Here is a 15,296-nt window from a genome sequence, read left to right on the forward strand (position 1 = left end):
CTGCGGCCTCCCCCGGAAGTATTTTTGGAACATGAAAATGGGGCGTGGTGCTCAGTCTGGTCCTTTAAGGCAGAGGCCGCCTCAGCCATTGCGCGCATTGTCGAGGTAAATGCGCAGATCGGTCAGCACGGGCTTGATCTCGGTCAGGCGGTGCACGTCGAATTCGGTCATCATCTGCTGAAACTGCGCGCCCAGTTCCGCGATCACCTGGGCCCGCAAGGCGCGGCCGGCATCCGTCAGCCACACCGTCTTGGACCGGCCATCCTCCGGGTTCGGGCGCAGCTCCACCAAACCCTGGGCCTCAAGGCCCTTCAGGGTGTGGGTCATTGACGTCTTGGGGATCTGAAAGGCGCGCGCCATGTCGATGGGCGTCCGCCCATCGCCCACCCGGGTCAGGTGGTTCAAAACGGTGAAATGCGGCGCAATCAGCCCATGGGGCAGTCGCGCCTCCAACAGGGCGCGGCTGAGCTGTTCAAGGATGCCGATCTCGGTGAAGAAATCAAAGAAATCGGCGGGGGTGGTGTCAGGCATTCACGATCTTGCTTTCCAAGGGCCAGCGGGGGCTTTGCCCAATGTCCGGACCATATCCGATCCGGGCAAACATTTGCACAGTTCCGCCCTCCGGGGCCAGCCTGTCGTGCAGATCGGCATAGATCGCGGCCATTTCGGGATATTCCTGCAAACCCTGGCTCAGCGGCTGCATCCCCAGGCCTGCCCGCGCCGTGGCCAGGTTCAGGCGCAGCCAGTCGCGGCCCGCTTCAATCTGATCCGTGCGGGTGTTGCCGGGCGTGACCTGCCACAGGTGGCCCATGGCCGTGTCGACATTGGCATAAACAGCCTTCAGCCCTTCGGTATAGGCCATCGACGTGCGGTCAAGCGCACCTTCGCGGGTAAAGGTGCCCGTCAGGGCCATAGCCTCGAACATCGGGCCGGTAAAGTCGATCCCATCGGGGTTTGCATCCACCTCGCGGCTGCCGATGCGAAACAGGTCAACGCTTTCCTTATAAGTATGCGGCGTTTCAATCTCGATGCGCAGGGCCTCGCGGCTGATCTCTCGATAGGTGGCAATGTCCTGAGCCGCGACAGAGCCTGCAACGCGGGTCCGCTGTGCCACGGCCAGAACCGCATCCAGCGCCCCGGGGTCCACGGGGGCCTCGGTGTCAAAGGGCTCCTTCAGCGACCGGCGGTCCATCACATGCGCAAAGAGCGGGTCAGGCGCAGCCCCCGCTTGGGTGAAGCGGGCGACAGCCACCCGGCGGCTGTCCAGGCCTGTAGGGTCTTCGCCATCGGGAAACAGATCAAGCTCGACACCATAGCCATCGTCGGCCGCCGCCAGCGTCATCAGCTCCAGAAAACAGCCCAGACCAACGGTGATCTGGCGATTAAACGGGTCCGTATGGGGCAAAAGACGGGCGGTATCCACGCGCAAGGTGACCTCGCCCTCGGTGCGCAAATCCACCTGCCAGGGCTGCCGGTTATGCGGGTTGGGCGCCAGGATCGCATAGCTCAGCGCGCGCATCCGCGGCTCGCTATAGCCGCCCGCCGCAGTCCAGGGTTTCAGCGCGCTTTGCGGGGTCCGGGTCACGCCATAGGCGGCCACACCGCCTGCGGCCAGAATGGCGCCGCCGCCCAACAGGGCCAGGGTCTTGCGTCGTGAAAGGGTCATGTGTTGCCTCCGATCATATCGTGCGATTTCGAACTACCAGACAGATATAGAACGACATCGCACCAAACAAGTGCAACATCGCACTTTTCTCTGCGGCGAATTGCACGTTGCGTCAAATCTGCCTTATTGGTAAGCAAATATTACCAATATGAAGGTTTCAGCATGCCCGTGATCACCAATATCGACGACCTCAAGCGCATCTATGCCCGCCGCGTGCCCAAGATGTTCTATGACTACTGCGAATCCGGCAGCTGGACGGAGCAGACCTTCCGCGACAACTCCTCTGATTTTGACGATATCCGCCTGCGCCAACGCGTCGCCGTGGACATGACGGGGCGCAGCACAGCCAGCCAGATGATCGGCCAGGACGTGGCCATGCCCGTGGCGCTCGCCCCTGTGGGCCTCACCGGCATGCAGCACGCCGATGGCGAGATGAAGGCCGCCCGCGCCGCCGAGAAATTCGGCGTGCCCTTCACCCTCTCCACCATGTCGATCAACTCGATCGAGGATGTGGCAGGGTTCACCAAGGCCCCCTTCTGGTTCCAGCTTTACACCATGAAGGACGAGGATTTCGTGAACCGGCTGATCGAACGGGCGCTGGCCGCCAATTGCTCGGCCCTCGTCATCACACTCGACCTGCAAATCCTCGGCCAGCGGCACAAGGATATCAAAAACGGGCTCTCCGCCCCGCCCAAACTCACACCCAAAACCATCGCGAACCTCGCCACCAAATGGGGCTGGGGGATCGAAATGCTCTCGGCCAAGCGGCGCGAATTCGGCAATATCGTGGGCCACGTCCAGGGCGTGTCGGACATGTCCCAACTGGGCGCCTGGACGGCGGAACAGTTCGATCCCTCGCTCGACTGGAACAAGGTCGCCAAGCTCAAGGAACGCTGGGGCGGCAAGGTCATCCTCAAGGGGATCCTGGACGCGGATGATGCCAAAATGGCGCTCAAGGTCGGGGCCGACGCCATCATCGTGTCCAACCACGGCGGTCGCCAGCTCGATGGCGCGCTCAGCTCGATCCGGGCGCTACCGTCCATCATGGAGGCCGTAGGCGACCAGATCGAAGTGCACCTCGACAGCGGCATCCGCTCGGGCCAGGACGTGCTCAAGGCGCTCGCGATGGGGGCCAAAGGGACCTATATCGGGCGCGCCTTCATCTACGGGCTGGGGGCCATGGGCCAACAAGGCGTAACTGAGGCGCTACAGGTCATCCACAAGGAACTCGACACCACCATGGCGCTGTGTGGCGAGACCAATGTGAACGACCTTGGCAAACATAACCTGCTGATCCCAGAGGATTTCGAGGGGCGCTGGCAAAGCTGATGCTGGTCTGTTCGGCCGCGAACCTGGTCTTTCTCGCGGTCCCCAAAACGGGGAGCACGGCCATCGAAGTGGCGCTGATGAAACATGCCGACATCGTCTTTGGCAAAGGGCGCAAGCACATGACGGCCCGGCGCTACCACCAGATCATCGCGCCCTTCCTGAACGACACGCTGGGCGTGCGCCCGCAAACCATGGCCGTGATCCGCGACCCGGTCGAGCGGCTGCGCAGCTGGTACCGGTTCCGGCATCGCAGCGACGCAGAGCACAGCACGCGCCAGCTCAGCTTTGACGCCTTTATCCGCGATGTGATCTCGGATAATCCCCCAACCCACGCCCAGGTCGGCAACCAGCACGACTTTGTCTGCGACAGCGACGGCACGGTGCTGGTCGACCACCTTTTTGCCTACGAACGGCAACCGATCCTGCGCGATTTTCTCAGCAAACGGATCGGGGCCGCGCTGACATTCAAGGTCAAGAATGTCTCGCCCGATGTGCCCACACCGGCCTTGCCCGAAACGCTCAACGCGTTGCGGAGCGCGCGGGCGGAAGAATTCGACCTTTACGACAAAGTGCGCAACGCCACTTACTGAGCAGCCCGCCGCGCCCCCAGCATCCGGGCCCACAGCGGCAGCAACACAGCTGCGACCACAAACAGGATCGCCGCGATCACGTAAAACGACACGCGCAGGCCAAACCCTTCGGCCACATAACCCATGATGACGGGGCCCAGGAAAAACGCGGCATAGCCCAGGGCGGCGGCTTGGGAGATTGCAGCCAACCGGTATTTCGGTGGCACCGCCTGGCCCACCAGGCCGAGGGCCAGAGGGCCGACCACCGATGCGCCCAAACCACCCAGCAAAAAGCCGACAAAGGCCACCGGAATGCTTGGGGCCGCCCCTGCCAATGCCAGGCCAAAGCCGCCAATGCAGGACGCGATGACCATCACGCGCAAAGGCGGCCAGCCCGCGCCAAAGACATGCGCGCCCAAGCGGCCAATCGCCATGCCGATGGCCAGCAGCGCAGGGCCCATCGCGCCCTCTGCCGGGCCACCCGACAAGGTGCGCTCGATATGCAGGGCCGACCAACCCTCCGATGCGGCCTCGCCCAGAAAGGCGGCCAGAACAACCAGACCACCGACCCAGACCAGCAAAAAAGGCATGCCCGCCGCCCCCGCAATCTCGTCCTCGGGCAAGGCACGGCGATCGGGCAGCTTCATCCAGAACATCAACGCACCAATGGCTACGGCCATGCCCGAAAACACGCCCACCGGGCCGATGCCCGCCTCGCGGGCTATACCGACCAACACGGCCGCCACCGCATAGGCCACCGAAAACATCCCGTGGTTCAAATTCATCAGCGACGTGCCGGTCTCGGCCTCCGCCTCGCTCACTTCGGCATTGGCCAACACATCCGCCACGCCCGACCCTCCTGCCGCCAGAAACAGGGCCAGGCCCACCAGAAGGGGGCCCTGCGACAGCCCCGCCAGCAAGAAGCCGACGACCATGGTCACGATGCCCAGCAACAACGCCCAGGCCCCCACCAACCGGTAGACCAAGGGGGCCAGCCACATGGCCATCAACGCGCCGGTCGATCCCATCAGCAACAAGGTGCCCCAAAACCCGTCGCCCACGCCCACCTGCGCCTTGATCACAGGCATCTGCGCCGAAAAACTGGCCCAGCCGATGCCAATCACCACAAAGCCCGCGAGGGCCCGGCGCGAGGCCACAAGATCGTCCCAAATCCGCATGGGCAAGCGGTGGCATGCAGACCGCGCCGCGTCCAGCGCAAACAGAACGATTTTACTCTTTTCAACGCGCCCCATCCGGTCTAAGGACGCGGCTTCACGCGGGGTGACAGCCTTGGAGGCATCCCGCCCTAACTTTGGAGAATTATCATGGCTGGAGAGATTCCTGATCTCGAAGCTCTGGAACGGACGGGGACAGGCAAGGGCGCCGCTCGTCAGGCACGTCGTGCCGGCATGGTTCCAGGGATTGTATTTGGTGGCGACACAGATCCGCTGCCCATCAATCTGCCCTTTAACAAGCTGCTGAAAATGCTGAAGGCCGGCCGGTTCAAATCGACCCTCTTCAACATGAAAGTCGAAGGCCACGACGACGTCCGCGTCATCTGCCGCGACGTGCAGCGTGACGTGGTAAAAGACCTGCCCACACACGTGGACTTCATGCGTCTGCGCCGCACCACCAAGATCAACCTGTTCATCGGCGTCGAAGTCGAAGGCGAGGAAATCTCCCCCGGATTGAAAAAGGGCGGCGTACTGTCGCTGGTTCGTCCCGAGGTGGAACTGGTCGTGACAGCGGGCGATATCCCCGAAAGCATCTCGATCGACGTCTCTGAGGCCGAAGTCGGCGACAGCATCACCATTTCGTCGGTGACCCTGCCCGCCGGTGCCAAGCCCACGATCGACCGTGACTTTGTGATCGCCACGATCTCGGCCCCATCGGGTCTGCGCTCGTCCGAGAACGAAGAAGGTGAAGACGACGCCGAAGAGGCAACAACCGAAGAGGGCGGCGAAGAGTAATCTTTGCCCCTTTCGGGATCAGATCAGGCCGTCCTTTCGGGGGCGGCCTTTTTCGTGTCATCCGGGCTATTGGGGTACAAAGGTTAACGTTTCCCGAACGTCCGGCCGCAAAGGTTAAGACCTGACAGAGTGTTAACGGCCGCAGTTCGGCCAAAACGTACAGTCTGGCCGCTAAACTGCTCACTTCGCTGGAAACCTTTGTTCTAAGCGCCGTTTTAGCCCCCCGAAAACGCATATTTCATTCGCCAAACTGTACGTTTCCACCTTGCAGACCGCGCAAACCCCCAACGGACGCTGCGTTAACGCCGCGCCACTGGACCCGGCCCAGCGGCCCCCTTATGCTGCGCCGCAACACGTGCGGAGGATCTTATGAAACTGATCGTTGGCCTGGGCAATCCCGGCCCCAAATACGCGCGCAATCGCCACAATATCGGCTTTATGGCGCTGGACCAGATCGCGTCCGATCACGGTTTTCCCGCCTGGAAATCCAAGCATCAGGGCGCAGTCAGCGAGGGGCGCTTTGGTTCTGATCGCGCGGTCCTTCTCAAGCCCGAAACCTTCATGAACAAATCCGGCGACAGCGTCGGTGCCGCCATGCGGTTCTACAAGCTCGACGCGCAGGATGTCATTGTTTTACATGACGAAATCGACCTCGCCCCCGGCAAGGTTCGGTGGAAAGTCGGGGGCGGTCACGCCGGTCACAATGGCCTGCGATCCATCCACGCCCATATCGGTCCCGACTACGCTCGCGTCCGTCTGGGCGTCGGTCATCCCGGCCACAAGGACGCCGTGCCCGGCTTTGTCCTGCGCGACTTTCCCAAGGCGGACGAGGGCTGGCTCGACGATGTGCTGCGCGGGTGCTCCGACGGTGCACCCCATCTGGCGCGGGGCGACGGCTCGAAATTCATGAACGCGGTCGCCTTGCGCGTGGCCCCGCCCCGCTCCGGCACAGGCGAGAAATCTGTCGCGAAATCAAAGCCTTCAACCCCAAAACCTGAACCAGAACCCGACACGCGCAGCCCCTTTCAAAAGCTCAAAGACCGCTTTTCATGAGGCTCGTTCGGGCCTTTCAGGCACAGGCCAAAACCTGCACCGGCATGGGCTCTCCCTTCATGGGCAGGCTCTTGACGATCCTCGCGGATCACTGGGACGCGAGCAGCGCCTTGGGTCAGAAAATGACAACATATCAAGGGGATATCGGCCCAGCCGGGCATTCCCTCCCCCTGCGGATTGCGGGCGGTCTGCATGCCCTTGTCCTGCAAAACGCAGCGCCCGAGCTGACCGCCGTCTATCCGCCCAACATGGCCGATGATGCGGCACTTCGAAATGCAGCCCTCAACGCTTTGAAAACAAACGAGGATTTCCTTCTCGACTGGACCCAAAGCCCGCCGCAAACCAACGAGGTGCGCCGAAGTGCAGCCCTGATCGCCATGGCCCAGGTCGCAGCCAGCCATTTCGACAGGCCCATCGTCCTCTCCGAACTGGGTGCCAGCGGCGGTCTGAACCTCATGTGGGATCGCTTCGCACTCGCCACCGGCACCACTACGTTCGGGCCGCCCGATGCCGTCCTGACCCTGTCGCCCAACTGGCAAGGGGCACAGCCTCCACAGGCTTCTCCACAGGTTGTGGATAGGTCAGGTGTGGACCTTAACCCATTGAATCCAAAGGACGGCGATGAGCTCCTTAGGCTCATGGCCTACCTATGGGCGGATCAACCGCACCGCGCCGAGCTTACACGCGCCGCAGCCAGTGTCGTGGACACAAAAGTTGCGCGCGGCGACGCCATCGACTGGTTGGAAACGCGCCTGAACGCAGCCCCGACAGGTCACATGCACATGATCCAGCATACCGTGGCCTGGCAGTATTTCTCCCAAGACGCCCAGACCCACGGCACCGCGCTGATCGAGGCGGCAGGCGCGCGGGCCACCCCGGACACGCCGCTGGCCTGGATGCAGATGGAGACAGACGGCCAAGGCGTCGGCGCGGCGCTGACACTCAGGCTTTGGCCCGGCGATCTGACACTCGATCTGGGGCGTGCGGACTTTCATGGGCGGTGGCTAAACTGGGCCGAACGGCCTGTTCATAACTTTTAAGCACAGATGGGATAAAGCATGAGCAATGTTCTGAAATGGCTGATCCGGGCGCTTTTGGCGTTGATAATTGCTGCTGCAGTTGTCGGGTTTTGGAAACGGGAAGAGATTGGCCGCCTGCTCGCGGTGAACTCGCTTTTCGATGCAGACCGGATTGTGAACAACTTTTCTAACATGGATGCCGCGTTCTTACACGTGGACCTCGCGCGCGGCGACAGCCCTGTCAGCCCCTTGCCCCAAGGCGCGCCGCTCACCATGCCCGAAGGCTATGACGCCTGGGTTCGCGACCGCAGCGTGACCTCCATGCTCGTCCTGCAAGACGGCGAAATCGTGCACGAGGCCTATTACCAGGGCACCGGGCCAGACGATCTGAGGATCAGTTGGTCCATGGCCAAAAGCTATCTCTCTGCGCTCTTTGGCATTCTGGTCGAAGAAGGGCACATCGCCTCGCTGGACGATCCGGTCACGAAATACGCACCAATGCTGGCCGGGGGCGCTTATGAAAATGCAAGCGTTCTCAACGTCCTGCAGATGGCCAGTGGCGTCACCTTTGACGAGGACTATCTCGATTATAACAGCGATATCAACCGGATGGGCCGCGTTCTTGCCTTGGGCGGCAAGATGGATGACTTTGCCGCCGCCCTTACCGAAAACTTTGCCACTCCCGGGGAACAATGGAAATACACCTCCATCGACACCCATGTCGTGGGCATGGTCGCGCGCGGCGCGACGGGCCGGGGCATTGCCGATTTGATGCAGGAAAAACTGATCGCGCCATTGGCTTTGGAACGGGCACCTTACTACATCACCGATGGCGTCGGCGTTGCCTTTGTCCTGGGCGGGTTGAACGTGACCACGCGGGATTATGCACGCTTTTCCCAGATGATCTTGCAGGACGGCATGTGGCAGGGCACGCAAGTGGTGCCCGCCGATTGGGTCGCGGCCTCCACCATCCCAAGCGCGCCGACGCAGCCCGGCAAGATCGGTTATGGCTATCAGTGGTGGATGCCAGTGGGCTCAGGCCCCGGCCAGTTCATGGGGCGTGGAATCTATGGCCAATACCTCTATATCGACAAGCAGGCGGGCGTTGTAATCGTCACTACGGGCGCAGACCGGCAATTTCGCGATCCGGGCGTAAACGACACAAATGTGGACATGTTCCGCCAGATCGTGGCGGCAACGAAAGGGTAAGGGCATGGAGCCTGACGACAGCATAAACGTGCTTGGCACAGCGCTTGCAGTATGCGGCATGAACCCGGTAACCGGCTTTTTCCGCGATGGCCATTGCAACACCTGCGCCGCCGATCAAGGCAGCCACACGGTCTGCGCAGTCATGACAGCAGAGTTCCTCGCCTTCTCGAAATATGTGGGCAACGATCTGAGCACGCCACGCCCCGAATACGGCTTTGCGGGGCTAAAGCCCGGCGACGCCTGGTGCCTGTGTGCCTCGCGGTTCTTGCAGGCCCATGACGAAGGGTGCGCGCCGCGCGTAAGCCTCGAGGCGACGCACAAACGCGCCCTCGAAATCGTCTCGCTTGAAGTGCTGCGCGAGAACGCCGCCTGATTATTCGACGTTGCGCCCTTCGGGACCCGACATGTCGAAATCCAGGGCGCGTGCCACGGTAAAGATATCCTTGTCCCCTCGCCCACACATGTTCATGCAGATGATGTGATCGGCTGGCAGGTCCGGCGCGATTTTCATCACGTGGGCCAGCGCGTGGCTGGGCTCAAGCGCGGGAATGATCCCTTCGAGCGTGCAGCAGAGTTGGAACGCCTCAAGCGCCTCGACATCTGTGATCGACACATATTGCGCGCGGCCAATGTCGTGCAGCCAGGCGTGTTCTGGCCCAATGCCGGGATAGTCGAGACCGGCGGAGATTGAGAAACCTTCCAGAATTTGCCCATCATCGTCTTGCAGCAAATAAGTGCGGTTGCCATGCAGAACGCCAGGGCGACCACCGGTCAACGAGGCGCAATGCTCCATCTTAGCGTTCACGCCCTTGCCGCCTGCCTCGACGCCGATGATGCCCACCTCCGGGTCGTCCAGGAAGGGATAAAAAAGGCCCATGGCGTTCGATCCACCGCCGATTGCTGCGATCACGGTGTCGGGAAAACGGCCCTCGGCCTCGACCATCTGTTCGCGCACTTCCTTGCCGATGATGGCCTGAAAATCGCGGACCATGGCGGGGTACGGATGCGGGCCCGCAACGGTGCCGATGCAATAAAAGGTGTCGCGCACATTGGTCACCCAGTCGCGCAGCGCGTCATTCATCGCGTCTTTGAGCGTCCCACGACCCGAGGTCACAGGGATCACTTCGGCGCCCAAAAGCTTCATTCGGAACACGTTTGGGGCCTGGCGCTCCACATCGTGGGCGCCCATGTAAACCACGCATTTCAAACCAAACTTTGCGCAAACGGTGGCGGTGGCCACGCCGTGCTGGCCCGCACCGGTTTCCGCGATGATCCGGGTCTTGCCCATGCGGCGGGCCAGGATGATCTGGCCCAGCACGTTGTTGATCTTGTGCGCCCCGGTGTGGTTCAACTCGTCGCGCTTCATGTATATCTTGGCGCCGCCCAGATGCTCGGTCAGGCGCTCGGCGTGGTAAAGGGGGCTGGGGCGGCCCACATAATGCTTCCACAGAAAGTCCATCTCGGCCCAGAAACTGTCATCGGTCTTGGCCTTTTCGTACTCCTCCTCAAGGCTGAGGATCAGCGGCATCAACGTCTCGGAGACAAAGCGCCCGCCAAAGTCGCCAAAGCGGCCCTGCTCGTTCGGGCCGGTCATGAAGGAATTGAAAAGGTCATTTGCCATGTGGATTGCTCCTGAATGTCAGGGGTGTTGCCTAGCCTGCAAGCGGCGCCGGGGCAAGCGGTCAAAGGTCGCGGCAGAGCAGACGTGTCAGGATACCGATGCAGCTGGTTGCCGGGCCATTGCCCAATTGGGCAGACACCTGAGAGAACAGGACGTTGTCGGTGTACTCGACGCTGATCAGGTTACGGATCAGGCTGGCGCATTGCCGACGGCCCAGCTTGCAGGTGGCGACCAACATGCTCTCAACCGGGTCGGCAATCTCGTCGGCATTTGCCGCGTCAATCTGTTCCAGAACCTGCGCCTCGATCTGGGCCTCGACATCGGCCTCTGTCGGATTTGTGGCAAAGAGGATCGCGGCAAGGATGGCCGCAAAGCCTGCTGTGACAAGTATTTTCATTGCGCCGTGCCTTTTGCGTTTTCGATAAAGGAGGTGATCAGGCCCGTGTCCTTGACCCCGGGCGCGCTTTCCACGCCGGAACTGACATCGACCTGCTGCGCACCAGTGAGGCGCAATGCTTCGGCCACGTTGTCGGGGCGCAGGCCGCCTGCAAGCATCCACGGCACGGTAAATCGCCGCCCCGCCATCAACCGCCAATCAAAGGCCAGGCCATTACCACCGGGCAAATCCGCCCCCTTGGGCGGCTTGGCGTCGATCAGCAGTTGATCAGCCACGCGCGCATAGGCGTCGATGGCATCGAGGTCGCCAGCATCCGCCACGCCGACTGCCTTCATCACCGGCAGGCCGTACCGTGCCTTGATCGCTGCCACCCGCTGGGGTGTTTCGGAACCATGAAGCTGGAGCATATCAAGCGGAACGTTGGCCGCCAGATCATCCAGGAACGCATCATCCGCATTTACGACCAAAGCCACCTTTGCCAGCCCCGGCGGCACATCCACGGCCAGATCCCGGGCGGCATCTATGGCAATGTTGCGCGGTGATTTGGCAAAGAAAACAAAGCCCAAATATGCAGCCCCCGCAGCCGCTGCGGCGGCCACGTCTTTGGGCTGGCTGATGCCGCATATCTTGACCGAAACGGGGGGCATGAGGGTGACTTAGCTTGCTTCGTCCAGCAGGGCGAGGACTTCGTCCTTGCCTTCGTGCTTTTCACCCTTGAGGCGTTTCACTTCCCGCTCAAGGCGACGGACTTCGCGGGCATTGCGTGCATTTTCGGCGCGGATCGCATGTTCACGCATCCACTCCCAGACAAAGCCGACCAGCAGGCCGGTCAGGATGCCACCAAAGATGATGATGAACAAAGGCAGTTGGATTTCCGGCGCCACGGCAAAGAGACCAGCAATCTCGTTCGGCAACAGCTGCACCGTCACGAATCCACGGTTCGCCAAGGCGACCGCGATCAGGGCCAATGCAAAGATGGCAATGCAGGCATAGCGGATGTAGCGCATTTAGGCTTTCCCGTTCAAACGATCCCGAAGCAGCTTGCCTGTCTTGAAGAATGGCACGTGCTTTTCCTCGACCTCGACTGTCTCACCGGTGCGGGGGTTACGTCCAGTGCGGGCGTCTCGCTTTTTCACCGAGAACGCCCCAAAGCCGCGCAGCTCGACCCGGTCGCCCCGCGACATGGCATCGGTCACCTCGTCAAAGATGGTGTTCACGATCCGCTCGACATCCCGTTGATAAAGATGCGGATTATCGTCAGCGATCTTCTGGATCAGCTCGGACCGGATCATGGCGTACTCCCCCCGCGTTTTGCGAATTCTTTTGATTTTCCGACCCTGACTATAGGAACAATAGTGCCACTCGTGAATAGGAAGCCTTTGGCTCAAGCGGGTTTTTTCCACCATGACGGGCAACTGAATTGGTTTCTGGGCGGAATAATGTGCGTGGTGCAGGCGCGCCACCGCTTGGTCATGCGGCCCGGGCCGAATTCACGGGGAATTGATTCGGCCAATTCAGTCGATTGCCGCCGGGGTAATTGCATAAAAAAAAGGGGCCCACATGGGGCCCCTTTCGCATCGTTCTAACCAGTGAGGTTGACGATTATTCGTCGCCCTTGAGGGCCGCGCCGAGGATGTCGCCCAGCGACGCGCCGCTGTCGGACGAGCCGTACTGTTCCACGGCTTCCTTCTCTTCGGCAATTTCGCGCGCCTTGATCGACACACCCAAACGGCGGGTTTTGTTGTCGATGTTGGTGATGCGCACGTCGACCTTGTCACCGACCGAGAAACGCTCGGGGCGCTGTTCGGCACGATCACGGGAAAGGTCAGAGCGGCGGATGAAGGATTTCATGCCTTCATATTCCACTTCTACACCGCCGTCTTCGATCGCCGTCACTTCGACCGTCACGATCGAGCCACGCTTCACGCCGCCAACGGCTTCCGCAAACTTGTCGCCTCCCACGCCCTTGATCGACAGCGAAATGCGCTCTTTCTCGACGTCCACTTCGGAGACGATGGCCTGAACCATGTCGCCTTTGCGGTAGTCCTGGATCGCTTCTTCGCCGCGCTGATCCCAGCTCAGGTCGGAGAGGTGCACCATGCCGTCGATGTCGCCGTCGAGGCCAACAAACAGACCGAACTCGGTGATGTTTTTGACTTCGCCTTCGACTTCCGTGCCCTCGGGGTGCGTTTCTGCAAACACTTCCCATGGGTTGCGCATGGTCTGTTTCAGGCCCAGAGACACGCGGCGCTTGGCACCGTCGATTTCCAGAACCATGACTTCGACTTCCTGAGAGGTCGACACGATCTTGCCGGGGTGCACGTTTTTCTTGGTCCAGGACATCTCGGAGACGTGGACCAGACCTTCGACACCGGGCTCAAGCTCAACAAAGGCACCGTAATCGGTGATGTTGGTCACGCGGCCAGTATGGCTGGATTCCAGCGGGTATTTGGCGGCGACCAGATCCCATGGATCTTCTTGCAGCTGCTTCATGCCCAAGGAGATGCGATGCGTGTCCTTGTTGATCTTGATGACCTGCACCTTAATCGTTTCGCCAATCGTCAGGATTTCCGACGGGTGGTTCACACGACGCCATGCCATGTCGGTCACGTGCAGCAGGCCGTCTACGCCGCCCAGGTCAACAAACGCACCGTATTCGGTGATGTTCTTGACCACGCCATCGACAGTCTGACCCTCGGTCAGGTTGCCGATAACTTCGGCGCGCTGTTCGGCACGCGATTCTTCCAGGATGGCGCGGCGCGACACAACGATGTTGCCCCGGCGACGGTCCATTTTCAGGATCTGGAACGGCTGCTTGAGACCCATCAGAGGGCCCGCGTCACGCACGGGGCGCACGTCAACCTGGGAGCCGGGCAGGAACGCCACGGCGCCGCCCAGATCAACGGTAAAGCCACCTTTGACACGGCCAAAGATCGCGCCTTCGACGCGCGCTTCGCCAGCGTAAGCTGTTTCCAGACGATCCCAGGCCTCTTCGCGGCGGGCCATCTCGCGCGAGATTACGGCTTCGCCTTTGGCGTTTTCGGCCGAGCGCAGGTACACTTCAACTTCGTCACCGACGTTGATTTCTGGCGCTTCACCGGGATTTGCGAATTCTTTAAGCTCGACGCGGCCTTCCATCTTGTAGCCGACGTCGATGATGGCTTGGCCCGCTTCGATTGCGATGACTTTGCCTTTGACAACTGTCCCCTCTTCGGGCGTGTCCATTTCGAAGCTTTCTTGCAGGAGGGCTTCGAATTCCTCCATCATTTTATCAGCCATGTGGCGTCGGTTTCCTAACATCTTGTGTTTTTCGGGCCGTGCGGTTGTCTCCGCCGGTCTTGGGGTTCCATTGGTCAGGCATATCGCAAAACAAAGAGGGCCGGAGTTTCCGACCCTGCTCATCTCGATGTCTTGCGGTGTTTACACCTTAGCGACAGGCGCGCGTATAGCGGGGGTTGGGACGAAGGGCAAGGGTTTGGGATGTCGTCCCTAATTTCGGGCGCCTTTCCCCGTTTTTTACCGTCTGTCCCCGCGGGGACAACCCGTTCGGTGGGTTAGTGGTATTTCAATGATCTCGGGGATGCGCCGTGGATCAAGGAGATAGCGCACCGTGCGGTCCGTTAGCGCATGTTAACCACATATCTGGCACCCTGCTGCCCGAAGACGGGCGGTGGGATCCATTGGGCTGGACACTGGCAATCTATATATGACACGCTGGGAGATGGCCAAAGTCCGCTTTGAGCCCAATGTGTCAGCTGCCGACAGCTTCAATGCTATGGGCAGAAATGGGTTCGAGCAACACGACTGGCTTGACCCAAGATTAGGTTTTTGACACGTCAATGGGAGCGCAGCTGGATCAAGAATTGCAGAGACCAACCAACATGAAACAGTCTAACGCCCTATATTTTGCTACAGGCGGGATGTTGGTGCTAACGGTCGCAGTAGGGCTGTTCTTTCTGTTCCAAACAATGTCGCCTACTGCAGACATTACCAGCGCTCCAAGAAATACCGTGTATACTCTAAACGTACAGGGTTTTGAACCCAGACAGACTGCAACGTATAGGCTTGACGGAGTGCCTGTGGTGGTTTGGCGAAGGAGTTTTGAACAAAAAGTTCAGGCTCTTGAGCTGCTGGGCGTCGAAATACGCGGAAACACCGAGCTTCTTGAGGAAGTTCGAAGGACCGACGAGATAGAAATCGAACCTGATCTCGTTTTGCATTTGGAATGGTTCGTTGTGAGTCCAATCAACACTGGCGGATATGGATGCGTTGTACTCGCGGGTGCCGGAGACTTGGGCGGCTTTTTCGACCCGTGCCAGGGCGTTCATTTTGATCTTTGGGGACGGGTCAAGTCCGGCCCCACTGAAGCGGACCTTCAAGTTCTGCCGTGGAACATTTCCGAGGATGCAAGCGTAATCACGGTGGATGTAGGCAATGCACCAAGACCGGAATAGAAGAACTGC

17 protein-coding genes are annotated in these 15,296 nt (G+C 60.5%); 8 read left to right on the forward strand and 9 right to left on the reverse strand.

What is annotated here, in order from left to right:
* Positions 1-81: 81 nt before the first annotated feature.
* A complete protein-coding gene (locus Q1A44_RS17425; RefSeq protein ID WP_299627838.1) occupies positions 82-531 on the reverse strand; it encodes a MarR family transcriptional regulator in 450 nt (149 codons plus the stop codon).
* Positions 524-1,666 (reverse strand): twin-arginine translocation pathway signal protein, encoded by a 1,143-nt coding sequence (locus tag Q1A44_RS17430; RefSeq protein WP_299627840.1) that lies wholly within the window; start codon positions 1,664-1,666, stop codon positions 524-526. Before Q1A44_RS17430 ends, Q1A44_RS17425 begins: the two co-directional genes overlap by 8 nt.
* Before the next feature lie 162 nt (positions 1,667-1,828).
* Between Q1A44_RS17430 and Q1A44_RS17435 the strand changes: the two genes are divergently transcribed.
* Together Q1A44_RS17435 and Q1A44_RS17440 are read left to right on the forward strand one after the other, a co-directional pair.
* The gene (locus Q1A44_RS17435; RefSeq protein ID WP_299627842.1) at positions 1,829-2,995 is read left to right on the forward strand and encodes an alpha-hydroxy acid oxidase; all 1,167 of its coding nucleotides are present in this window, start codon (positions 1,829-1,831) and stop codon (positions 2,993-2,995) included.
* On the forward strand, positions 2,995-3,585 hold the full coding sequence (locus tag Q1A44_RS17440) for a sulfotransferase family 2 domain-containing protein (protein ID WP_299627843.1): 591 nt from the start codon (positions 2,995-2,997) through the stop codon (positions 3,583-3,585). Before Q1A44_RS17435 ends, Q1A44_RS17440 begins: the two co-directional genes overlap by 1 nt.
* On the opposite strand, the gene Q1A44_RS17445 is transcribed toward Q1A44_RS17440, so the two are convergent.
* Positions 3,579-4,742 carry an MFS transporter gene (locus tag Q1A44_RS17445; protein ID WP_299627845.1) on the reverse strand — a complete coding sequence of 388 codons (1,164 nt, stop codon included), beginning with the start codon at positions 4,740-4,742 and terminating at the stop codon, positions 3,579-3,581. The genes Q1A44_RS17440 and Q1A44_RS17445 overlap by 7 nt on opposite strands.
* Before the next feature lie 147 nt (positions 4,743-4,889).
* On the opposite strand from Q1A44_RS17445, the gene Q1A44_RS17450 reads away from it, so the two are divergent.
* From Q1A44_RS17450 to Q1A44_RS17470, 5 genes are all read left to right on the forward strand, one after another.
* On the forward strand, positions 4,890-5,534 hold the full coding sequence (locus tag Q1A44_RS17450; protein WP_299627847.1) for a 50S ribosomal protein L25/general stress protein Ctc: 645 nt from the start codon (positions 4,890-4,892) through the stop codon (positions 5,532-5,534).
* Between the two features lie 369 nt (positions 5,535-5,903).
* The gene (pth, locus tag Q1A44_RS17455; protein ID WP_299627849.1) at positions 5,904-6,587 is read left to right on the forward strand and encodes an aminoacyl-tRNA hydrolase; all 684 of its coding nucleotides are present in this window, start codon (positions 5,904-5,906) and stop codon (positions 6,585-6,587) included.
* On the forward strand, positions 6,584-7,627 hold the full coding sequence (locus Q1A44_RS17460; RefSeq protein ID WP_299627851.1) for a DUF2332 family protein: 1,044 nt from the start codon (positions 6,584-6,586) through the stop codon (positions 7,625-7,627). Before pth ends, Q1A44_RS17460 begins: the two co-directional genes overlap by 4 nt.
* Positions 7,628-7,645: 18 nt before the next feature.
* Positions 7,646-8,815, forward strand: a complete 1,170-nt coding sequence (locus tag Q1A44_RS17465; RefSeq protein WP_299627853.1) for a serine hydrolase — start codon at positions 7,646-7,648, stop codon at positions 8,813-8,815.
* Positions 8,816-8,819: 4 nt separating this feature from the next.
* On the forward strand, positions 8,820-9,188 hold the full coding sequence (locus tag Q1A44_RS17470) for a DUF2237 domain-containing protein (RefSeq protein WP_299627855.1): 369 nt from the start codon (positions 8,820-8,822) through the stop codon (positions 9,186-9,188).
* Here the strand turns inward: Q1A44_RS17470 and trpB are convergent, their stop codons facing one another.
* The 6 genes from trpB to rpsA all read right to left on the reverse strand — a co-directional run bounded on the left by trpB (position 9,189) and on the right by rpsA (position 14,112).
* Positions 9,189-10,436, reverse strand: coding sequence for a tryptophan synthase subunit beta (gene trpB, locus Q1A44_RS17475; RefSeq protein WP_299627857.1), 1,248 nt, complete (start codon positions 10,434-10,436; stop codon positions 9,189-9,191). It abuts the gene before it with no gap.
* A 61-nt stretch (positions 10,437-10,497) separates the two neighbouring features.
* Positions 10,498-10,833, reverse strand: coding sequence for a hypothetical protein (locus Q1A44_RS17480; protein ID WP_299627859.1), 336 nt, complete (start codon positions 10,831-10,833; stop codon positions 10,498-10,500).
* Entirely contained in the window at positions 10,830-11,480 is a 651-nt protein-coding gene (locus Q1A44_RS17485) for a phosphoribosylanthranilate isomerase (RefSeq protein WP_299627861.1), read from the reverse strand. The genes Q1A44_RS17480 and Q1A44_RS17485 overlap by 4 nt, the downstream gene beginning before the upstream one ends.
* A gap of 9 nt (positions 11,481-11,489) precedes the next feature.
* Positions 11,490-11,840 carry a LapA family protein gene (locus Q1A44_RS17490; RefSeq protein ID WP_299627863.1) on the reverse strand — a complete coding sequence of 117 codons (351 nt, stop codon included), beginning with the start codon at positions 11,838-11,840 and terminating at the stop codon, positions 11,490-11,492.
* Entirely contained in the window at positions 11,841-12,125 is a 285-nt protein-coding gene (gene ihfB / locus Q1A44_RS17495; RefSeq protein ID WP_299627865.1) for an integration host factor subunit beta, read from the reverse strand.
* A 310-nt stretch (positions 12,126-12,435) separates the two neighbouring features.
* On the reverse strand, positions 12,436-14,112 hold the full coding sequence (gene rpsA, locus Q1A44_RS17500; RefSeq protein WP_299627867.1) for a 30S ribosomal protein S1: 1,677 nt from the start codon (positions 14,110-14,112) through the stop codon (positions 12,436-12,438).
* A 602-nt stretch (positions 14,113-14,714) separates the two neighbouring features.
* Between rpsA and Q1A44_RS17505 the strand changes: the two genes are divergently transcribed.
* Positions 14,715-15,287: a hypothetical protein gene (locus Q1A44_RS17505; RefSeq protein WP_299627869.1), complete on the forward strand. Its 573-nt coding sequence runs from the start codon at positions 14,715-14,717 to the stop codon at positions 15,285-15,287.
* Positions 15,288-15,296: the final 9 nt, after the last annotated feature.

Source organism: uncultured Tateyamaria sp. (genome assembly GCF_947503705.1).
In the GTDB taxonomy this organism is placed as follows: Bacteria; Pseudomonadota; Alphaproteobacteria; order Rhodobacterales; family Rhodobacteraceae; genus Tateyamaria.